The sequence below is a fragment of the Pirellulales bacterium genome, assembly GCA_036499395.1.
Classification (GTDB): domain Bacteria; phylum Planctomycetota; class Planctomycetia; order Pirellulales; family JACPPG01; genus JACPPG01.
On sequence record DASYDW010000139.1, the window covers coordinates 56,304 to 76,009 of the forward strand.

Genomic DNA, 19,706 nt, shown 5'->3' on the forward strand with positions numbered 1-19,706 from the left:
CGCGCATTCGGCGCACTCATGTGCGATGCGAGTGGCTCGCAGCTAACCAGCGTCGCCCCCTCACCCTGCCCTCTCCCCCGCGGGGGAGAGGGATACTTGGGTGCGAGCAATTAAATAGCGCCGACGGGTTGCAAAGCCGACCGCTTTAGAAGCCGCGGAACGGGTGCTTGGCCGAATCCTTGTTCGCCACGACCTCGTCGACCGAGGGCTTGTTGCCCAGGGCATTGGCGATGGCCAGCTTGGTGGCTTCGTAATTGAATTCGTAAATCTTCTTGTCGTCTTCGGCTTGCGGGTGAATGAACACACCGCAGATGATCACCAGTTGCTCGGCCTGGTTCTTGGGAATGACGTTCGCGGCGACCTGGTCAGCCACGGCCTTGGCGACGGCAGCCTGCGCGGGTCCGAACATCTGCACGGCCTGCTTCATACCCTTGATCGTGACCTTGGTGATCAGCACGGTGGCTGGCTTGACGGCGATATTCGGCGTCAACACGGCCAGCAGGTTCGTATGGCCTTCGCTCTGCGTGGCCAAGGCGTTGGCAAATGCGGTGCCGACAGGCCCATCCTTGCTGCCGATCAATAGATCGATATGAGCGATTTCGTTCCCTTCGCCCACTAGGGCCTCTCCGACGTACATCGACATGGCTTGATCTCCGTGGAATGCCGTAAGTCGCACCGTTAACAACGCGTCTGGCTCGACCAAACGCGCCACGATAACAAACCCAAGAACGAATGCAACGGTCACCAAGGCTTGTAGAGCTGGCCGCGCGCAAGCCAGCCGTGAAATTTGCAATGAAAACGAGCAGCTAAATTGCTGTCGTTAGAAAGAGAGACGTCGCAGACAAGCCTAGGCGGCGTCTTCGCCTTCCTGGCGGCACTTGGTCATGACCACGCAGTTCCCCTTGTCGCGGAACTCGACGCTGTTCATGAAACTGCGCATCAGCAGTACGCCGCGACCGCATGGCATCTCGAGTCGGTCGGCATCCGTGCAGTCAGGCACATGATCGGGATTGAAGCCAGGGCCCTCGTCCTCGATCTGCACGAAGAGGCGCTCGTTGGTTAACTCGCAAATCACATGCACACTCTTCGAGACGTCGCAACCATTGCCATGCTTGATGGCATTGACCAACGCCTCTTCCAGCGCCAAATGCACGCTGAAGATATCGCGCTGTCCCCAATCGTGGGTGGCAAGCTGCCCGAGGATCTCGTCGAGAACCTTCTTGCCGGCTCCGTTTTCGCTTGGAATGACCTGCTCGGTCCTCCAAGGCATGCCGTTTACCGTCATATCTTGGGTAGCCCGGAATGCGTGACGTTTGCGACGCGTGCCAATCGTGGCGGCGTGAGCCGTGGGGCGAAATCGACTATTACGTCCATGTGACAAAAGGCCATTACCCGAACGCAGCGAGTGCCTCGGCCTCGTCGTCCTTGATCTCGAAGAGCTTATTCAACTTCGTGATCGCGAACACTTCGTAAATCTCAGGACGAATGTTGCTGAGCCGCAGCTTGCCGCCGGCGGCCTTCACTTTCTTTTCCAATGTGATGAGCTTGCCAAGCGCCGAGCTGGATAAAAATCCGACGGCGGCGAAGTTCAGCACCAAGTTCTTGCGATGCTCCTCTTCGACAAGCGCGAACAATTCGCGCCCCAGCTCTTGAATGTTCGTCTCGTCCACGACCTTGCGGTCTGTGAGCCGCACGACGGTCACATCGCCGGCGTCCGTGACTTCCAAATGGCGATGAGCAGCCATCGACCTCTTCTCCTGCAAGCTAGTATGCGGGGCGTCAACGCCGTTGCGCGGCCGACCCGGATTGATATTAGAACTTTCGCGAGCAATTCGCCTGACGGGGCGGATGCGTTGGCTTATCTAACGACAGCCTCTTACGACGGCCATTAGAACACCGCGACGTCGCGGCGAAAAGCTCAGCTGTTGAAGGGACTGATTTCCAATAGCAATGGTATGCCGCAGCCGGGGGGTGTCAAGCGGATTGTATTGCGGGGAAGCTTCGGCCAAAAACGGAAACCTGTCGACGACGCTGTGCCGCCGGGTCGGGCCATCATCCAGGCTTCGGCATCGCCAAGCTGTGCAGTACCAGCACCGATCCGATGGAGATCAACGCCCAGCCGATCCAATCGGGCGGATGAAGCGTCTTGCGAGGGCCTGAAGAACCGCTGCCCGGCGCCATCGACGCCAATGTGGCTCCTTTAGCGTTCGGAAAACGCGCCGCCAGGAAGCGGGTGCTCTCGCTGGAGAGAATGAAAGAATCGACCATCCGCATCTGGACGCCGAGCATCAGCACGACCAGCCCGGCCAGGAAATAATGGTTGCGGTTGAATTCCACGGCCTGCATCCTCTCCCTGGCGATCGCCGTCTTGGTGCAACAGGGGGCGCCATGAAAGCGCGTCCCAGCCATTTATCGAACGGCTTGTCGGCGGAACTCAAAGACCGCCTCACACATCGGACTTGTAAGGCTCCTGCCGGGCGCGCCGCGCGCGACGGCACTGCGGATCGCAAGGGTAGTAGATTGCGGCGGCGGCGTATCCGGTGTGTCGCGCGCGAATTGCGGCGGTTCGTACCGCGCAGCGGGGCGCAACCATCGTTGCGGCAGGACTCCCTGGCAGGTCCGTCATAGACCGAGCGGACGGCGCGCGCGGAACGGACGCGAGTCCCCACGTCGCCCGTTAGGTGCCGCGGATGCTCTTTAACTGATCGACGAAGCGACCGACCCCCTGCCGCGTTTGATCGCTGGGTGTGGTGCCGAGCAAGTCTTCTCGCTTGGCATGCACGATCGCGGCGGCCAATTCCTTATGACGCTCCCAATCGGCTGATTGAAACATCCGTACGTCCACGTAGGTGTCGTTAAAGCCGGAGGAAAGCTTGGGCACGGTTTCGAAGCCACGGTCGGTGCGCAGCAGGTGGTATCGCTGGCCAAAGAAGACCAGCGCCCCGCCGACGATGATGCCGAAAACAAAGGTGCTCAACGTCCGCATAACACAAAACTCCAGGCCTACGAAACGCCTCCCACGTGACGGCGAACTTTACCGGCAAGCCTTGGCCGCCGGCAAGACGAGTGACGGCGTAGGGGCCGTCGACCCATCAGATTTAATCCAGCTTAGGTCAATTTGACTGCCCGGCGCGGCAGTGATAGCGTGCCCGCGTCCAAACCACGGAAGTTCGCCGCAAGATTTCCGCTGGATACGCGAAATACGAATTGAGAGGGGTATGCCAGCCATGACGTCGCTGCTGATTTTGCTGGCGGTTGCGCCATTTGTCGCGAAAACCGTTTCGCTGGTATGGCTCGGCCAGAATTACCTCGCGCAATCGTCCTACAAGGTATTCCAACTTGCTGCGCCGGTCGGTTGGCGGCGCGTTATCGACCGCAAACGTGGCTGGAGTTGCCTGTGGCCCATTGATAAACCGTGGCCGAGCCCGAGCACCTGGGCCATGGCCGTAGGCGTGGCGGTCGCGGCAATCACGATCGCCACGCTCACCCTGCCGACCTTGGCCGAATATCTCGGCATTAATGCGGCGCGGCTGCGCGAGGATTTCGATGCGCGTTTCAGCATCACGCCGCTCCGCGCTGTGGCGGTCGTGATCTTCCTGACCAGCCTGAATTCAGCACTCGAGGAGTTGCACTTTCGGGCCTGGCTCGATCCTGAGCTTTCGCGGCGCTTCGGTAATACCGTGGGTATCGTGGCCAGCGCCGCGGCTTTTGCCGGCATGCACCTGTTCATCTTTGCCAATATGCGAGGCGTCACGCCGCTAGCCTTCGCCCTTGTTTTCGCGGGCCTATTCGTTGTCGCGGTCGCCTGGAGCCTCGTGGCGCGTCGCCCCGGCGGCATTCATGCTGCCTGGTTGTCACACGCTCTGACGGACGCGGGCTTGTTGACCTGGGGATTGGTCTGGTTGGGGTATTTTTGAGGGGGGTCGGATACGCCTGGCGCGCTGTATTCGCCCGCGGTGCGACACGTTCAAGTGCCCCAGACTGGCGGGCCGACTATCTGCCGGAGGGGCGAACAGGTATCTTTTTGGCAGGGGCGGCCGCAGGGTGAGCATGCAACGCGGCAACCCCAGATAGTTGTGACTTCGACGGGCCGCGGCGCGTCAAAGATAAGAGTGCCGGCGGCAGGCGGCTCGCCCGTTTGCCCGTCCGACGACTCCCGCCGCCGATTTCCATTTTGCATCACCAGCGAAGCGCGATTGCACGAGAGCGCGCCGCCTAATAGACGAGGGCTTTCCGACCGTGGCCAAACGACCGCCAAAGCCGATGCCCAAACCGATGATCATGCCGCGCGAGTTCCTGCACATGTGCCGGCGCCGCATGCGTGCGGTAAAGATCGCCGACACGACCGGGGTCTCGATGACCGGCGCCAGCCTGTTGATGCGGACGCTGATCTTCCGCCGGTTGTTGTTGCGCGAGATTTTGGGACCGGATGAAAAGTTCGTGGGGCTGCTGGTTCCTCCCTCGGCCGGCGCGGTGTTGGCGAACATCGCCGTGCCGTTGTGCGGCCGCGTGCCGGTGAACCTGAACTACACGGTTTCGTCGGACGTGATGAATTCCTGCATTCGGCAGGCGAATATCAAGCACGTGCTGACCAGCCGTAAGGTGCTCGAGCGTTTCAAACTCGACATCGATGCCGAGCTCGTGTTCCTCGAAGATTTTCGCAACAAGGTCACGACGATGGACAAGCTCGTCGCGGCCTTCCAGACGTATGCATGCCCGCTATCGATCCTCGAACGTCAATTGGGCGTCGATAAAATCAAGGACGACGATCTGCTGACGGTGATTTTCACCTCGGGCTCGACTGGCGAGCCTAAGGGAGTGATGCTCACGCAGCGCAACGTCGCGTCGAACGTCGAGTGCGTCGATTATTTGCTGCAACTGCACTCCGGGGACTGCGTAGCCGGCATCTTGCCGTTCTTCCATTCCACCGGTTTCACGACAACGTTGTGGACGGCGCTGTCGCTCGATCCGAAAGGTGCCTATCACACCAGCCCGCTCGAAGCGCGGCAGGTGGGCGAAATGTGCCGAAAAGAAAACGTGACAATTCTCGTTTCGGCGCCGACGTTTTTGCGGAACTATTTGCGCCGCTGTCCGGCCGAAGATTTTGCCGGCGTCGAGATGGTATTGACCGGTGCTGAGAAGCTGCCGATCGAATTGTCCGAGGCCTTTGAGCAGAAATTCGGCGTGCGGCCGGGTGAGGGATACGGCACAACCGAGCTGTCGCCGATCGTGGCGTTTCACGTTCCCAAGACACGCGTGACGAAGCCCAGCCAACTAACCTGCAAGGAAGGGACCGTTGGTCACCCGATTCCCGATGTGCAAGTAAAGGCCGTGAATCCCGACACGGGCGAAGATCTAGGGCCCAATGAGGAAGGCGTGCTGTGGTTCAAAGGGCCCAACGTGATGAAGGGGTATCTGAATCGGCCTGACCTCACGGCCAAGGTGATCAAGAATGGCTGGTATAACTCCGGTGATGTCGGGCTGGTGACCTCGGACGGGTGTATCAAAATCACTGGCCGGCAAAGCCGCTTCTCGAAAATCGGCGGCGAAATGGTGCCGCACATCAAAATCGAAGAGACGTTGCAAACGGTCACTGCCGCTGACCCAGACGAGTTGACCTTCGCCGTGACCGGCGTCCCCGATCCGACACGGGGCGAGCGATTGGTCGTGCTGTACACCGATCTACCACGCGCGCCAGATGAAATCTGTCGCGAACTAGCCGGACAGGGGTTACCGAATATCTGGATCCCTTCGCCAGACAGCTTCTGCAAAGTCGAGGCGATTCCTGTGCTGGGAACCGGCAAGCTCGATCTGCGTGGGTTGAAGGATCTGGCCCTCGAACGTTTTGGCGGCGAAGCCGCTGGGGCGCGGTCATAACCGTAGCCCACTCTCCGACGAGCATCGTGCGGTTGTAACACTGTGCGATGGCGATCGTTTCTGTTGTGGCTCGGTAGGAGAAGCTGCCTGTCGTGGTGCGCTTCACCGCGCTGTGTAACATCTACGCCACGCAACCTGTAACACGGCCCTGCGCGCTGTGAAACATTGCGGCCCAAAATCACCCAGCTTGAAACCAGTTGCTTCGGGGGATAGGAGGCACGCAAAAGTAGTGGATTATTTCCTTGACTTACCTTGTTTGCGCGGGACTATGGCAGCGTTTTGCCATCCTTCACTCGCGACGTGGTGATGCGGGGTCACCGGCGGGCAGCGTCCGAGCGTGTACTTGAGCAAACGACACGGAGTTACGCTAATGGAGAGCAACATCCACGCGACTAGGGGCTATCGTTCGAACCAGTATTTCGCGCATCTTCGACCACTGGCTCTTCTTGCTCTTGCCGCCTTCTGCGGCCTGCTTGATGCCCGCCCGGTAACGGCGCAATTCGATGGCATCACGATCACTCAGGGCAATCTTGACCTCGATGATGACACCGTCGACGTCACGTCCTACGGCACGGTGCAGGTCGACGCCGCTACTTTGACCAGCACCTTCGGAGTTCCAAGCGGCTACTTGAACCTCGTAGATAGCAGTGGCAATTGGGTCACCGAGAACCTACCGGTCAGTTCGACCGACGGATTCGACGCCAGTTCGATCAATCTCGAAACCCCCGATGGCCAGACCGACACATTGGACGGGCTGAAGGTGAGCTTCACGCCGGCCCCACTTTTCACGCCCCCCAACACGGGACCAACGCTGTCGTTTTCGATCACACCGCAAACCGCGAACAACGGCGGATTCGATGGGGGTGTCGCCGGCGCGATCTCTGGTCCGACGTTGTCGTTCAGCCTCTCAGGCGTGACCTATAGCGCATCACAGGCCGGAGTTCCCAACGTACAGTCCGCCGACAATCAGTGTGCGCCGGCCGCCATTGCCAACGATTTAAACTGGCTGGCCACGCAATACGGCGCCAGTAAAGGGGTCACGATTCCGAATCCCAACGTGACGGGACGCTACGGGCAGACCAGCTACAACTCCGGCGTATCGAACACTCTGGTTCCCAATGGCAACGCCAACAATACAAGCATCGTCGGCGGGCCGTTGAATAATCCGAAAGCGCCTCAAGAGAACGCCGCGGTGGCTCCCACGCCGTTGGTTGCCAATCTGGACCAGACCATGGGCCGGCTCGACTCGGCCCGGGCACCGGTTTGGGTCTACAACGGCGTGACAACCAAATATGCCGATGCGAATGCCGGTGTGGTGCCGTCCTTCATCGTGCAAGGCGCCGCGCAATACATCGCCAACGTCGGAGATACGAACAAGCTCGGGATCTACACGCAAGGCACTTACTTGTTCGCCCATCCGGCAGCCGCGACCGCCGGCGTCGCCGTTGCCTATAACAACAGCGTGCCGACGATGACCACGATCATCAACGCGCTGGCCGATGGCGACACGGTCATGGGAGGCTACTACTACACCAAAGGGGGTGGGCACGCCATCGATATCATCGCCGCCGGGTATACCAACGGCGTCCCGTGGCTGAAATTGCAGTCCGACTGGGCGCAGACCAGCTCGAACCCGAACGGTGATCCGCTGGACGGGTTGCTAACGACCAATGGATCGTCGGCCGTGAAGTTTTCGTACGTCCAGCCCACCGCCGCCGGGCTGACGCTGAATGACGGTTACGGCAACGCCAGCTTGCAGACGATCATCGTCATGTATCCGATTGGCAATGCCGTGCCAGAGCCTTCTACGTGGATGCTGCTAATCACGGGCGGTATCGGGCTGGCCGTAGCGCAATGGCGCCGCCATCGCCGCGGTCACTGACCGCGCACGCTCATAGGCACCGAGTAAAACGACGTCCGGGCAGTGATGAAGAGTGTCTTCTTGTCACTGCCGCCGAATTTCAAGTTCGCGGGGCCCTCGGGCACGGCGATAGTTTCGAGCTTTTTTCCCTCGGGGCTATACGCCGTGACCCCGCCCCCCGTGAGATAGATATTTCCCTGCTCGTCGCGCGCCAGGCCGTCGGAACCCTGCTCCGCGAATAGCTTTTTATCAGCCAGCGTTCCGTCAGCTTTGATCGTGTAGACGTACGTCTTGCTTCCGCCCGCGTCCGCCACGAATAGTAGCTTGCCATCGGCCGATCCGAGCACACCGTTCGGCTTAACCGTGTCATCAATGACGCGGGTGAGCTTCTTGCGGTCCGGCGAAAGGTAGAACACGTAAAAGCCGGGCAGCTCGAGCCCTTCCATATTGCCGTACCGAGGGTCGCTGAAATAAACGCCCCCCTGGGGATCGATCCACAGGTCGTTGGGGCTATTGAGCTTCTTCCCCTCATAGTTGTCGGACAAAACCGTGACTTCGCCCGCCGGCGAAATCGATGTTAGACGACGCGCGCCCCCTTCGTAGGCCAACAGGTTGCCCTGCTTGTCGAAGCAAAGTCCGTTGGCGCCCCCTGAGTTCTCGCGAAACGTCGATAGCTGCCCGTCGACGCTCCAGCGCAGAATGCGATTGTTCGGGATATCCGAGAAATAGATGTTGCCGTCACGGTCGGCGGCGGGCCCCTCGGTGAAGGCGAAACCACCAGCGAGTTTTTTTACCTCACCGCCCGGAGCAACCAGGCTCGGCTCTGCGGCGTGAGTGGAGATCAGGCCATTGAACAACAAGACCATACACAATGCGCAAGAGCGCGCAACGATTGTCGCCTTCATGAATTCCTCACTTGTTATGAATTCTGCCCGAGAGTCCTATTCGAACTCTTTAAAATTACTCGACTCTTCGAATTCGATTTTGCCATTCTGCGGACGCAGCACCAGGGCCGCGGCCTTGGGGTACTCGGAAACCAGCGTCAAGCCGCGATTAGGACCGAGCACGGCAACGGCCTTTGTCAGGCTGTCAGCCGTCATTCCGTCGCGGGCAACGACGATCACCAGGCTCCGATCGGTCAGCCCGAGACCGGTCTTTGGATCCAGAATGTGCGAGTAGCGTTTGCCGTCGAGTTCGACGTATTGCCAGGCATCGCCTGAAGTGGTGACTGCGCAACGGGCTAGCGTTAGGTAACGGCTGGGTGGACCGTTTTTCGCCTCGAGCGGTGCCACGCCGATCCGCCAGCCGCGCTCGCCTGGCGGCGGATCGCTGACGACGATGTCGCCGCTGCCGTCGACCAGGGCGCGAGTGATACCATGACCGCGCAGGACCGACATGGCTTCGTCGATCGCATAGCCGACGGCGATGCCCCCCAGGTCCAACCGCATGCCAGGGCGCAGCAATTCGACCGAACGCGCAGCGGCATCGAGCTTCAAGAATCGAGATCCGACCGCTTCTCGGGCCGTAGCCATGCGATCCGCCGGCGGCATTTCTTTTTCCCGGCGGGCGCGGCGCCACAGCTTCACGTAGGGGCCGACCGTAATGTCGAAAGCGCCATTCGAACGCTCGGCGAGCTGCTGCGCGGCGACCAGGACGTTCCACAGATCCTGGCTTACCACGGTCACCCTCCCCTGCCCCGCCGTGTCGCTCAATCGCGATAATTCGCTGGCGGGATCATAGTCGGACATGATGCCGTTGAGCTGGTGAATTCGGTCGAAAGCCGCTGCGGCGGCCCGATTTGCGGCCTCCTCACCGTCTGAATACAATAGCAACTTGAATTGCATCCCCATCTCGACCTGGGCGAACCCGTACCGCACGAGTTGAGATGGTTCGGCGGCCCGCAGCGGAGCGAACGCGGGCGTCAGCGCAGCCGCGGCGAAAACGGCCAGCAGCCGGCAAGCAGCGCGTGGGATGGTCGATCGCACCTGCATGTGATCCACGGCTCCGCTTGCTCGAATAGTTCCTAACGCGTTTCCAGACCGAAGAAGGTAGCCGCGATCAAGCGCTTGCCGGTTGCCCGTACGAGTCCCCCCTTTAACCTTCGCAGATTATACTCTCGACGATGAAGCTACACCGACTGTTCGTTGCGGCGTGCGGCACTTTGATGGCCGTCGCGTTGATTGCCGTGTCTGTACCTGTTGTGCGTTTGTGCGCGGCCGAAGAACCAGCCGCGGCCGTGGCGCCCAATCCTGCCGCCGAAGCGAAGACCGCCGCCGAGATGAAGCCGTACACCGAGCAAATCGCGGGTACGCCGGTCCATTTCGACCTGGTGCCGATCCCCGGCGGAAAGTTCGCCATGGGAAGTCCCGCGGGCGAGCCGGGTCGGAAAGAAGATGAAGGGCCCGAGCACGAGGTCGAGATCGCCCCTTTCTGGATGGGCAAATGCGAAGTGACCTGGAACGAGTACGAGCTGTTCATGTTCAGCCTCGATATCCAGAGGCGCAAGGTCGAGAACCGCGAGCCCAACGCGTTCGACAAGCTGGCCGACGCCGTGACGCGCCCCACGAAGCCCTACACCGACATGACGTTCGGGATGGGGAAAGAGGGTTATCCCGTTATTTGCATGACGCAACTGTCCGCCAAGAAATATTGCGACTGGCTGTCGGCCAAGACCGGGCATTACTATCGGCTGCCGACCGAGGCCGAGTGGGAGTACGCCTGCCGCGCCGGATCGAAGACCGCCTACTCGTTCGGCGATAGCCCGGACGCACTCGATGACTTCGCCTGGTACTACGACAACAGTAACGAAGCGTATCATCCGGTTGGCAAGAAGAAGACAAACGCTTGGGGCCTGCACGACATGCATGGCAACGTGGCCGAATGGTGTGTCGACCAATACACGCCGGACGTCTATGCAAAATCGGCTGGCGGATTAGCGTCTAACCCATTGGTTGTTGCCACGAAGGTCGAGCCACGCAGCGTGCGTGGTGGTTCGTGGGACGACGATCCGGCCGCCCTGCGCAGCGCCGCCCGTCGCGGCTCGACCAAGGAATGGAAGCAGCAAGACCCGCAGATCCCGCAAAGCATCTGGTACTATACGGACGCCTTATTCCTAGGTTTTCGAGTGGTTCGTCCCTTAGTCGAGCCTACGGCCGAGGAGAAGGTGAAGTATTCCGCGGACGCTTCGCAGCAGTGATGAGTCGCCCAAGTTTTTCGTCGAGATTTCCACAACACAACGGTGCCCACGAAAGCCCCGCTTAGCCCAGCCCCCTAGGAGAACCGGAAATGTCAGAGCACGCCCCCGACGCCGATCCTCAGAGCGCCTCGCGCCGTTCGTTTTTGAAAAGTTCGACCGTGGCCGTCGTGGGGGGCAGCCTGGCGGCCACGCTCGGCCCCGCGCGCAGTGCGCACGCGGCCGGTGATGACACGATCAAGATCGGCCTGGTCGGCTGCGGTGGTCGCGGCACAGGCGCGGCAAGCCAGGCTTTGCGTACCAAGGGGAACGTGAAACTTGTCGCGATGGGGGACGCTTTCAAGGACCGGCTCGATGGTAGCCATCAGAGCTTGATGAAAGAGGGCGAGATCTCGACCCGCATCGACGTGCCGGAAGAGCGACGCTTCGTCGGCTTCGACGCGTATAAGAACGTCATCGACGCGGGCGTGGACCTGGTGATCCTGGCCACGCCGCCAGGATTTCGGCCCGTCCATTTTCAGGCCGCGGTCGACGCCGGCAAGCACGTGTTCATGGAAAAGCCGGTCGCGGTTGATGCGCCGGGCGTACGGGCCGTGCTGACTGCCGCGCAAACCGCTCGCCAGAAGAACCTGGCCGTCGGCGTCGGCCTACAGCGACATCACGAGGCCTCGTACATCGAAACCATCAAGCGCCTGCAAGACGGCGCGATCGGCGACATCCTGGCCACGCGCGTTTACTGGAACGGCGCCGGCGTGTGGGTCCATCCGAAGACCGAAGGCCAGTCCGAAATGGAATACCAGATGCGCAACTGGTACTACTTCAACTGGCTGTGCGGCGATCATATCGTCGAGCAGCACATCCATAATCTGGACGTCATCAACTGGCTGAAGCGCGGCTATCCCGTCCGGGCCGAAGGGATGGGAGGACGCCAGGTCCGCACCGGCAAGGATTACGGCGAGATCTTCGATCATCACGCCGTCGAATTCGAGTACGCCGACGGTTCGCGTATGTTCAGCTATTGCCGCCACATCCCCAACTGTTGGGATAGCGTCACCGAGCACGCAATTGGCACGCACGGCAACGCGGACATCAGTGCTGGCCGTATCCGCATCAAGGGGTGGGATGACTGGCGCTTTCGTGGCGAGAAGAAGAACCCGTACCAGGTCGAGCACGACGATCTGTTCGCCAGCATCCGCGCAGGCTCGCCGTTGAACGAGGCTGAGAACGGCGCGTTTTCGAGCCTGACGTCAATCCTCGGACGCATGGCCACGTACTCGGGCAAGATGATCACCTGGGAGCAGGCCTTGGGATCGGACATTAACCTGGCGCCGAAGGAATACGCCTTCACGGCCACACCGCCGACGCCGGTCGTCGCCACGCCGGGCGTGACGCAAGTCGTCTAACGCACTTGGTCGATTTACGAAGAGTTCAATCGCGGGGTGTCGGTAGTCGGCGCCCCGCGGTTTTTTTGCGCGCCGGTTTTTTTACAAGTCTTGGGGGGCGGGGGTCTCGGCCGCCTTTTGACATTCGTAACTCTTGAAGGCGCGAAGGCGGACGGGACGCCCCCCGGCGTAAGTTACGTCGCTAGTTGCCAGATGATCACGCCGATCCCCAGGGCGATGCACCAATACGCGAAAGGGTCCAACAGCCCTTCGCGCAGCAGCCGCAGCAACAGTCGTAGCGATACCAGCCCGACCAGGAATGAAACCACGGCCCCCACGGTCAACACTCCTACGGAGGGAAGCCCGTCGGCTCCCTTAAGGAACAGCTTCAGGAACGCGACCGTGACTGCGCCGCCGATCGCGGGAATCGCCAGCAGAAAGGAAAACGTGGCGGCGGCGTCTCGACGCATCCCGGCCGCCAGGCCGCCGGCGATCGTGGTGCCGCTGCGTGAAATGCCCGGCAGCGGAGCGAAGGCCTGACAGCATCCAATGAACAGTGCCTGGCCGTACCTTAGGTTTTCGTAATCGGTCTCACCGGGCTTCTTGCGATCGATGAATAACAGCAATAACCCATTCAAGGGCAACAGGCAGCCCGTCAAAAGTGGATTGACCATGTACTGGTCCGCGAGTTCCTCCAGCAGCAGGCCACTGATCGCGGCGGGAATCGTTCCCACGATTAACAAGCCAATGACGCGACGGTCTTTCGTTAGCAAGCGCAGGATCTGCTCGCGATAGACGATCAGAATCGCGGCCAGCGTCCCCAGGTGCAGGATAATCGTGACAACAATGTTCGGCTTCGATAGCGGCGCGCTCGAGAATTTTTGGATCAACTGATCGGCCACGACCAGATGGCCATCCGAGCTAATGGGCAGGAATTCCGTGATTCCTTGCACGATGCCCAAGATGATGATGCGCAGATACTCCATCGGAATCGTTCTCGAACTTGGCAGTGGGGGTAGAAGGCGATGCTGAAAGTTAGCATCCGGCCGCGCAAAGGATTCGCTTGCGCGTCGTCGATATCAAACCGGCCACTGGTGGGGCAACCGGCGAATCGTCAAATATAGCTCAACCGGGCGCGACCGCTCGTCTTAGGGGCCGCAACGTTCCCGTGCGGACGATTTGAAGATCGCGACATTGCTGTCACCCGCCGATGCGGTTGAAGATATGCGGCAATTTGCCATAATGGCGTTTTGGTAATTGCCGGTCGGAACGTGGTATCGGAGGAGCGGATGTTCAAGAATCTGAGCCCCAGGGCGTTGGCCCTTTCGGGGAGTCAGAGCGAGTTGATCGAGTCGGCTTTGTCGTTCGGTTTTCGCGGACTCGATCTGGACCTGATGGAGTTTGTTGCCCAGGTCAAATCGCACGGGACGGCCCACGCGCGGCGCCTGCTGGATAGCGCAAAGTTGCAAGTCGGCGGTTTCGAGCTTCCCACGCGCTGGCAGGGGGACGAACCGACGTTTCGAGTGGACCTGGCGCAATTGAACGACTGGATCGGCGTCGCGGCCGAGGGGGGCTTTCGCCGGGCGTTGACCTGGATCGAGCCGGCCAACGACGAGCAGCCGTTTCATCAAAAATTCGAAACCAGCCGCAAGCGTTTGGCCGAACTCGCCAAGTTGCTCGAGCCGCACGGTATTCGCCTGGGAGTCGGCATTGTGACCTCGCCCGAGGCGCGGCAAGGCAAGACATTCGAGTTCATCCACACCACCGACGCTCAGATGCTGCTCTTGTCGGGCGTGCCAGCGAAGAACGTCGGTGCGATTGTCGACCTTTGGGATTTGCACATCACGGGCAATTCGATCGATGCCTTCAAGAAGCTTGGCGGCGAGCGGTTGATTGCCCTACGATTGGCCGACGCCCCGTCCGACGTCGCCGCCGGTGATCTCAAGCCGAATCAGCGAGCGTTACCTGGAGAGGGTGGTGGAATCGATTCGTCCGCGGCGCTTGTGGCCATGGCCGAGATGGGCTTCGATGGCCCCGTCACTCCCACGGCACATCCAGACCAGCTCAAGGGAATGCGGCGCGAAGCAGCAATCAAGCGCGTGGGCCAGGCTCTCGATACAGTGTGGAAGGGCGCTGGATTGACTCCGGCCGGCAAGCTGGCGCCGCCCGTCCGCCGTTAAGTGTCGCATAAATGTTCGGCCGCGCTTGTCGACACTAAACGTGCCTCGGTTGCGGTCGTCGTTTGAAGGTGCCAACCTCGGGGCGACGCGATGTTTCACTTCGATCGCGGACTGAAGCTGACGCGGGCCGACTTGGCTGTCGATTTCAGCCGACGGCAGCCACGCGGCTTTATCTCGCACGCCCATCGCGATCACATGGCGCGGCATGAACTCGCGCTATGTACGCCACAAACGGCAAAGCTCTATCACACTCGTATGGGACGTCGGCCCGTGCTCGAGATGCCCTATCGAAAGACGCTCGATTGGGGCGGACTACGCCTGACAACCTATCCGGCAGGGCATTGTCTTGGGTCGGCCATGCTATTGGCCGACGACGGGCACGAGCAATTGCTGTACACGGGCGACTTCAAATTGGCCGAATCGGCCACGGCAGAACGGGCCGAATTACCGCCGGCTGACATTTTGGTCATCGAATCGACCTATGGCAGGCCGGCAAATCGCCATCTGCCGCGGGCCGAGGCTGTCGGCCAATTGCTGGAGCTGGTCCTCGACGCGCTTGCGCGCGGCATGACTCCCGTGGTGCAGGCGTACGCTCTGGGAAAGGCGCAAGAAGTGACGGCCATCCTCACCGCGGCCGGGATCACGGTTCTGCAGCACCGCGACATCTACGCCATTAGTCTGGTATATCGCGAATGCGGCGTCGAGCTGGGAACATTCGAGCTTTATCATGGCAAACCGCACGAGGGTTGCGCCGTGATTGTGCCGCCGCAGCGGCATTCGCGCGCCGATATGGGGAAAATTCGCCAGCCCGTCACCTTCGCCGTCACCGGCTGGGCGATGCATTCGTCGCGCCGCCTGGGGGTGGACCATGCGATTCCCCTATCGGACCATGCTGACTATGACGAACTGTTGGCGGCGGTCGAGCAGGTGGCACCCCGAGTCGTCTACTGTACGCACGGGCCGGAAAGTTTCGTCGAGTGTCTGCGTGCCGAGGGGCACAACGCCCATCCATTGGACGGAAAGAATCTCCCCCCATCGCGCCCCGCGGCTGTGCAGATGCGGATGTTTTGACTCCCGACTGCCGTTCGCGACATTCTCGCCGCCGCGGTGTTCGATTTGGCGCGTTCCAGCGCGACGGCTATCCTGCCGAGAGTTTGGTCAGGGGTGTCGAAGTCCATTAACAAGCCGGGGGAAGTTCCGTGATGATTCGAGTCAAAATTGCAGGACGGTTGAACATTGCGGCGCCGCTGTTGATCGTTGCGCTGACGACAATGGCCTCGGCCGCTGAACCGCCGCGTGCGGCCCCGGACTTCGAGAACGTCGCGTATGGTCCGCACGCGCGGAACGTGCTGGATCTGTGGAAGGCGAAGTCGGACAGGCCAACGCCGCTATTGGTATTCATCCACGGCGGTGGCTTCGTCAACGGCGACAAGGGGCAAGTGCGCGGCCGACCGGCGGTGCGCCAATGCTTGGACGCGGGCATATCGTTCGCGTCGATCAATTATCGTTTCCGCGAACATGCTGGCATTCAGGACATTCTGCGCGACGCCGCGCGTGCTATTCAGTTCCTGCGCACTCACGCGACGGAATACAACATTGATCCGTCGCGGATTGCCTCCTACGGCGGATCGGCCGGGGCAGGTACCAGCCTGTGGTTGGCCTTTCATGATGATTTGGCTGATCCCAAGGCCACGGATCCTGTGCTGCGGCAGTCTTCACGATTGACGGCCGCGGGCTCGTTGAATGGCCAGGCGTCGTACGATCTGCGCGACTGGGAAAAAATTCTTGGACCGTCCCAATTCCAGCGTCCGCAGGCGGAGTGGGTGTCCTTCTATCATTTCGATTCCGACGCCGCGGAGACAACACCCGAGGCGGACAAGATCATGCGGGATTGCAGCATGCTCAACCTGATTTCGAAGGATGACGTGCCCGTGGCACTCGCCTGCTCGTTCTCGGCCGAGGATCCGAAGGAGCGGGGCGCCTACGTGCATCACCCCAAGCATTCGACCGCAATCGCCGACCGCTGCAAGGAAAACGGCCTTGATTGCTTGCTCGTGCTGCAAGGCACCGATTCCGATTCGCGCGACGGGCAGGCCACGAAGGTCGTCGCCTTTTTGATCGGCAAGCTCAAGGATGTCGGCACAGAGAAGCCCACCGCGGCGAAATAATGCCCCGCTTCGCCGGTTGCGGCCCCCGAGAGCGGGGAGCCCGCGCCATGCGGGGGTGCACGGCAGGGGAAAATCCGGTATAATCCCAGGAGTTGTCTGTTCGGGCGGCCCGGAATCAAAGGGTAAAGAATGAACGACGCGACGCTCAAGGTCTTGGCTATTTTTCGACGATATCGGGTCGGGCCGGGTCAAATGTTGTTCATTCACAATCTGGACGCCGGGCCCCGTACGGCGATGAACAAGCTCGTCGACGACGGGTTGGTCACCCATGCCGGCCCGAAAAACGCCTACTGCCTCACCCAGTCGGGCTTCGCCGCCGTTCAGGGCGTCTAGTCCGGCCCTTCGTTTCGCGGCGCTGCCGCGCTCTCATCAAAGGTCAGGGATGCCGAAATCTAGCGTCAAGCAACGGAAGCGTAGCGCGCCTGCGCGGTCGAAAACCGGCGTGCGGATCGCGCGAACCAAGGTAGGCCGCGGTGTATTCGCCGAACGCTGGTTTGATGAATCGGAAGTCGTTGGCGAAATCGATGGCGAGATCATCGACGACGTTTCGTACAGTTCCGACTATTGCATGGATTTGGGAGACGATCGCTCTCTCGAGCCAGCAGCGCCCTTTCGTTTCATCAACCATAGCTGCCAGCCCAACTGCGAACTTTGCTGGTTCGACGTCAAGGACAAACGCGGCAAACTGCAGCGGCGCATGTATGTCATGGCCACCCGCCGGATCGCGGACGGTGACGAGCTGACGATCGACTATGCGTGGCCCGCCGAAATGGCGATTCCTTGCCGTTGCGGTTCGAGCGCCTGCCGGCAATGGATCGTGAAACGATCCGATCTGAAGCGGGTCGTCGCGGGCACGCGACGCTAACATCGCGCGACAAGGATGCGGCCACGACAAGGTTGCGGCGCCGAAAAACAATACCGCTCTACCACAAGGTTTTGCGCGCCGAGTGACTGGCACCCCTGCGAGCGTAATTCGAGTTGCGCAAAAAAAAGAGGCGGGTGAAATCACCCGCCTCTCTCGAATTATCCTGGCTTAGTAGCGGCCGCCGCGGCCACCTCCGCCTCCGCCTCCGCCGCCACGACCACCGCCGAACCCGCCCGGTCGACGACCACCGCCGCCACCGCCGCCGCCACCACCACCGCCACCTCCGCGGTAGCCTCCACCGCCGCCGCCGCCACGCTCTTCGCGCGGCTTGGCTTCGTTGACGGTCAACGGGCGCCCTTCGTGATCTTGCTCGTGCAAGCCGCGAATGGCCGCTTGGGCCTCGGCGTCGCTGTTCATTTCGACAAACCCGAAACCTTTACTACGGCCGGTCTCACGATCCTCAATTACTTGCGCGCTTTGGACCTGTCCGAACGGGGCGAAGAGCGCCTCGAGATCCGAGCTTTTTACGCCGTAACTGAGATTCCCCACATACAGCTTCTTTCCCACCACTCATCTCCTGTAACTCGTTGGCGCTTGGGCGCTCGGCCTCTGTTCATCCTTCTAAGTCAAAAACTTTCGAGGGAGGACACAGCGCCGCTTTCGTATCGAATGGTCCCAAGCAACCGATGGACTGCGCCGACCCCTTGCTGGTGCTTTCCGGGTCGGCAAAGAAAGGGGTCACAAGGCGGACCCAGCAGGCAGGAGAGTCGATAGGCAGTTACCAAGTCCGAGATTACGGACTGGTGAATTCCCTGTTCGGCGGACCGACCGGCATGGTTAAGTATACCCGCCTCTGGCGGCCAGTATAGCGGCGTTTGAAAAAGAGAGTGGGGCAATCGGGGGGTTGTAGGGGTGGCCGACGGTAGATTGACCGCATCGGTTGATCTGCTACCATGTCGGCACTGAGATTTTGTACGCGCGAGTCGATGCTCGTGCTGTGATATTGCTTTTCGTGCAGTGGTACGCCTCGCCCCGGTTTGTCAGACAGGCGAAGTTATCTCTCTCGACCGCGATTGATCTGTGACACTCAGTGTCCTGCCGGGCATTTCTCGCGGCGTCTTTCTCTCGATAGAAGGTTCTCCGCGGGACCAACTCGGTCGGTTTATGGGCGTTATTTGCAGGAGGGGCATTTATGCCTCAAGGCACGATCAAGAAGTTGATTTCGGACAAGGGATTTGGATTCATCGCGGGCGAGCGCGGCGAATTGTTTTTCCACCACTCGGCGGTCGAGGGGACGTCGATCGAGGCTTTGCACGAAGGCCAGACGGTCGAATACACCGAAGGTCGCGGTCCCAAGGGCCCGCGTGCCGAGAACGTCAAAGTCGTCTAGTTTCGACGAAAAGATTCTGACGTATTTCCGCCTGGCGACGGCCGACGGCCGCCGCCAGGCGTATTTCTATCCTGCAGAGGATCCGTGATGCGTGCCACCGGCTGATGAGCCGGTATGATGCCAGCTCACTCACCTCACGGCGTTACGTTGGCCTATCGGGCCTGACGACGCCGGCTTTCAGCAACCGCGGCAACGCGGATTTCCAAAGTGGCCGCCACAGAACCGATCGTTCCCCACGACGTCTTCGATGTTAACCGCGTGCTGGCGGACCATGAGGCAATTCGCCGCGTCAATCCGCAGCGATTCGAGTTGGAACAACTCACCGCCGTGGTCTACGACGACGAGTCGACGCAGACGACCGTCGGCTACAAGGATCTGACCCGCGACGAGTTCTGGTGCCGAGGCCACTTTCCCGGCCATCCGGTGACCCCCGGTGTCTTGATTTGCGAGGCGGCTGCACAACTGTGCAGCTACCACGCGCAAGTCCACGACCTGACCGGCGGACGCGTGCTGGGCTTCGGCGGGCTGGATCGTGTCCGCTTCCGCGAGACCGTCACCGTCCCTTGCCGGCTGATGATCATGGCCAAAGTGCTGAAAATGCGGCGCGGCGCGATGATCGTCTATCGCTTTCAATGCTTCGTCGAGCAGCGTTTGGTTTGCGAAGGCGAATTGCGCGGCATAGGACTGCCGTCTGTCTAACGGCACTCGGTCGTCTGGCCCTTAAAGGTATCGCGCCCGCGTCGTGCCGTAGTCATGGTCAAGCAGGGTCGCCCGAGGCCTGAACGCCCCT

21 protein-coding genes are annotated in these 19,706 nt (G+C 60.6%); 12 read left to right on the forward strand and 9 right to left on the reverse strand.

Annotation, left to right across the window (positions count from 1 at the left end):
• Positions 1 to 145: 145 nt before the first annotated feature.
• From fae to VGN12_29680, 5 genes are all read right to left on the reverse strand, one after another.
• Complete coding sequence (gene fae, locus VGN12_29660; protein ID HEY4313656.1) at positions 146 to 643, reverse strand: formaldehyde-activating enzyme; 498 nt, start codon at positions 641 to 643, stop codon at positions 146 to 148.
• Positions 644 to 847: 204 nt separating this feature from the next.
• Complete coding sequence (locus VGN12_29665) at positions 848 to 1,270, reverse strand: ATP-binding protein (protein ID HEY4313657.1); 423 nt, start codon at positions 1,268 to 1,270, stop codon at positions 848 to 850.
• 118 nt (positions 1,271 to 1,388) lie between these two features.
• Positions 1,389 to 1,745, reverse strand: a complete 357-nt coding sequence (locus VGN12_29670) for an STAS domain-containing protein (GenBank protein HEY4313658.1) — start codon at positions 1,743 to 1,745, stop codon at positions 1,389 to 1,391.
• Between the two features lie 307 nt (positions 1,746 to 2,052).
• Positions 2,053 to 2,337, reverse strand: coding sequence for a hypothetical protein (locus tag VGN12_29675; protein ID HEY4313659.1), 285 nt, complete (start codon positions 2,335 to 2,337; stop codon positions 2,053 to 2,055).
• Between the two features lie 340 nt (positions 2,338 to 2,677).
• Positions 2,678 to 2,986 carry a hypothetical protein gene (locus tag VGN12_29680; GenBank protein HEY4313660.1) on the reverse strand — a complete coding sequence of 103 codons (309 nt, stop codon included), beginning with the start codon at positions 2,984 to 2,986 and terminating at the stop codon, positions 2,678 to 2,680.
• A gap of 241 nt (positions 2,987 to 3,227) precedes the next feature.
• Here VGN12_29680 and VGN12_29685 point away from each other — a divergent pair, with 241 nt between their 5' ends.
• From VGN12_29685 to VGN12_29695, 3 genes are all read left to right on the forward strand, one after another.
• A complete protein-coding gene (locus VGN12_29685; GenBank protein ID HEY4313661.1) occupies positions 3,228 to 3,917 on the forward strand; it encodes a CPBP family intramembrane glutamic endopeptidase in 690 nt (229 codons plus the stop codon).
• 346 nt (positions 3,918 to 4,263) lie between these two features.
• The gene (locus VGN12_29690) at positions 4,264 to 5,877 is read left to right on the forward strand and encodes an AMP-binding protein (GenBank protein HEY4313662.1); all 1,614 of its coding nucleotides are present in this window, start codon (positions 4,264 to 4,266) and stop codon (positions 5,875 to 5,877) included.
• Positions 5,878 to 6,247: 370 nt separating this feature from the next.
• Positions 6,248 to 7,759 (forward strand): PEP-CTERM sorting domain-containing protein, encoded by a 1,512-nt coding sequence (locus VGN12_29695; protein ID HEY4313663.1) that lies wholly within the window; start codon positions 6,248 to 6,250, stop codon positions 7,757 to 7,759.
• Here VGN12_29695 and VGN12_29700 read toward each other — a convergent pair.
• Both VGN12_29700 and VGN12_29705 read right to left on the reverse strand, forming a co-directional pair.
• Positions 7,753 to 8,643 (reverse strand): SMP-30/gluconolactonase/LRE family protein, encoded by an 891-nt coding sequence (locus VGN12_29700; GenBank protein ID HEY4313664.1) that lies wholly within the window; start codon positions 8,641 to 8,643, stop codon positions 7,753 to 7,755. The two genes, VGN12_29695 and VGN12_29700, sit on opposite strands and share 7 nt — an antisense overlap.
• 36 nt (positions 8,644 to 8,679) lie before the next feature.
• The gene (locus VGN12_29705; protein ID HEY4313665.1) at positions 8,680 to 9,723 is read right to left on the reverse strand and encodes an FAD:protein FMN transferase; all 1,044 of its coding nucleotides are present in this window, start codon (positions 9,721 to 9,723) and stop codon (positions 8,680 to 8,682) included.
• Positions 9,724 to 9,860: 137 nt separating this feature from the next.
• Here VGN12_29705 and VGN12_29710 point away from each other — a divergent pair, with 137 nt between their 5' ends.
• Positions 9,861 to 10,934 (forward strand): SUMF1/EgtB/PvdO family nonheme iron enzyme, encoded by a 1,074-nt coding sequence (locus tag VGN12_29710; protein HEY4313666.1) that lies wholly within the window; start codon positions 9,861 to 9,863, stop codon positions 10,932 to 10,934.
• A gap of 89 nt (positions 10,935 to 11,023) precedes the next feature.
• Positions 11,024 to 12,334: a Gfo/Idh/MocA family oxidoreductase gene (locus VGN12_29715; GenBank protein HEY4313667.1), complete on the forward strand. Its 1,311-nt coding sequence runs from the start codon at positions 11,024 to 11,026 to the stop codon at positions 12,332 to 12,334.
• A gap of 173 nt (positions 12,335 to 12,507) precedes the next feature.
• Here VGN12_29715 and VGN12_29720 read toward each other — a convergent pair whose 3' ends face one another.
• Positions 12,508 to 13,299 carry an undecaprenyl-diphosphate phosphatase gene (locus tag VGN12_29720; GenBank protein ID HEY4313668.1) on the reverse strand — a complete coding sequence of 264 codons (792 nt, stop codon included), beginning with the start codon at positions 13,297 to 13,299 and terminating at the stop codon, positions 12,508 to 12,510.
• A 303-nt stretch (positions 13,300 to 13,602) separates the two neighbouring features.
• Between VGN12_29720 and VGN12_29725 the strand changes: the two genes are divergently transcribed.
• The 5 genes from VGN12_29725 to VGN12_29745 all read left to right on the forward strand — a co-directional run bounded on the left by VGN12_29725 (position 13,603) and on the right by VGN12_29745 (position 17,526).
• Entirely contained in the window at positions 13,603 to 14,493 is an 891-nt protein-coding gene (locus VGN12_29725; GenBank protein ID HEY4313669.1) for a sugar phosphate isomerase/epimerase, read from the forward strand.
• 90 nt (positions 14,494 to 14,583) lie between these two features.
• Positions 14,584 to 15,564 (forward strand): MBL fold metallo-hydrolase RNA specificity domain-containing protein, encoded by a 981-nt coding sequence (locus tag VGN12_29730; GenBank protein HEY4313670.1) that lies wholly within the window; start codon positions 14,584 to 14,586, stop codon positions 15,562 to 15,564.
• Positions 15,565 to 15,695: 131 nt separating this feature from the next.
• Positions 15,696 to 16,661 (forward strand): alpha/beta hydrolase, encoded by a 966-nt coding sequence (locus tag VGN12_29735; GenBank protein HEY4313671.1) that lies wholly within the window; start codon positions 15,696 to 15,698, stop codon positions 16,659 to 16,661.
• Positions 16,662 to 16,790: 129 nt separating this feature from the next.
• Positions 16,791 to 16,994, forward strand: coding sequence for a hypothetical protein (locus VGN12_29740; protein ID HEY4313672.1), 204 nt, complete (start codon positions 16,791 to 16,793; stop codon positions 16,992 to 16,994).
• Between the two features lie 109 nt (positions 16,995 to 17,103).
• A complete protein-coding gene (locus VGN12_29745; protein ID HEY4313673.1) occupies positions 17,104 to 17,526 on the forward strand; it encodes an SET domain-containing protein-lysine N-methyltransferase in 423 nt (140 codons plus the stop codon).
• A gap of 168 nt (positions 17,527 to 17,694) precedes the next feature.
• On the opposite strand, the gene VGN12_29750 is transcribed toward VGN12_29745, so the two are convergent.
• Positions 17,695 to 18,093: an RNA-binding protein gene (locus VGN12_29750; GenBank protein HEY4313674.1), complete on the reverse strand. Its 399-nt coding sequence runs from the start codon at positions 18,091 to 18,093 to the stop codon at positions 17,695 to 17,697.
• Between the two features lie 625 nt (positions 18,094 to 18,718).
• Here VGN12_29750 and VGN12_29755 point away from each other — a divergent pair.
• Positions 18,719 to 18,916 carry a cold shock domain-containing protein gene (locus tag VGN12_29755; protein HEY4313675.1) on the forward strand — a complete coding sequence of 66 codons (198 nt, stop codon included), beginning with the start codon at positions 18,719 to 18,721 and terminating at the stop codon, positions 18,914 to 18,916.
• A gap of 207 nt (positions 18,917 to 19,123) precedes the next feature.
• Complete coding sequence (locus VGN12_29760) at positions 19,124 to 19,615, forward strand: 3-hydroxyacyl-ACP dehydratase FabZ family protein (GenBank protein HEY4313676.1); 492 nt, start codon at positions 19,124 to 19,126, stop codon at positions 19,613 to 19,615.
• Positions 19,616 to 19,706 lie beyond the last annotated feature (91 nt).

Bases quoted from the DNA above. Each gene is read 5' to 3' on its own strand.
- VGN12_29720 (HEY4313668.1), bottom strand. From the start codon at position 13,299: ATGGAGTATCTGCGCATCATCATCTTGGGCATCGTGCAAGGAATCACG.
- VGN12_29735 (HEY4313671.1), top strand. From the start codon at position 15,696: ATGATTCGAGTCAAAATTGCAGGACGGTTGAACATTGCGGCGCCGCTG.
- VGN12_29740 (HEY4313672.1), top strand. From the start codon at position 16,791: ATGAACGACGCGACGCTCAAGGTCTTGGCTATTTTTCGACGATATCGG.
- VGN12_29670 (HEY4313658.1), bottom strand. From the start codon at position 1,745: ATGGCTGCTCATCGCCATTTGGAAGTCACGGACGCCGGCGATGTGACC.
- VGN12_29700 (HEY4313664.1), bottom strand. From the start codon at position 8,643: ATGAAGGCGACAATCGTTGCGCGCTCTTGCGCATTGTGTATGGTCTTG.
- fae (HEY4313656.1), bottom strand. From the start codon at position 643: ATGTCGATGTACGTCGGAGAGGCCCTAGTGGGCGAAGGGAACGAAATC.
- VGN12_29685 (HEY4313661.1), top strand. From the start codon at position 3,228: ATGACGTCGCTGCTGATTTTGCTGGCGGTTGCGCCATTTGTCGCGAAA.
- VGN12_29665 (HEY4313657.1), bottom strand. From the start codon at position 1,270: ATGCCTTGGAGGACCGAGCAGGTCATTCCAAGCGAAAACGGAGCCGGC.
- VGN12_29755 (HEY4313675.1), top strand. From the start codon at position 18,719: ATGCCTCAAGGCACGATCAAGAAGTTGATTTCGGACAAGGGATTTGGA.
- VGN12_29690 (HEY4313662.1), top strand. From the start codon at position 4,264: ATGCCCAAACCGATGATCATGCCGCGCGAGTTCCTGCACATGTGCCGG.
- VGN12_29725 (HEY4313669.1), top strand. From the start codon at position 13,603: ATGTTCAAGAATCTGAGCCCCAGGGCGTTGGCCCTTTCGGGGAGTCAG.
- VGN12_29710 (HEY4313666.1), top strand. From the start codon at position 9,861: ATGAAGCTACACCGACTGTTCGTTGCGGCGTGCGGCACTTTGATGGCC.
- VGN12_29730 (HEY4313670.1), top strand. From the start codon at position 14,584: ATGTTTCACTTCGATCGCGGACTGAAGCTGACGCGGGCCGACTTGGCT.
- VGN12_29715 (HEY4313667.1), top strand. From the start codon at position 11,024: ATGTCAGAGCACGCCCCCGACGCCGATCCTCAGAGCGCCTCGCGCCGT.
- VGN12_29695 (HEY4313663.1), top strand. From the start codon at position 6,248: ATGGAGAGCAACATCCACGCGACTAGGGGCTATCGTTCGAACCAGTAT.
- VGN12_29680 (HEY4313660.1), bottom strand. From the start codon at position 2,986: ATGCGGACGTTGAGCACCTTTGTTTTCGGCATCATCGTCGGCGGGGCG.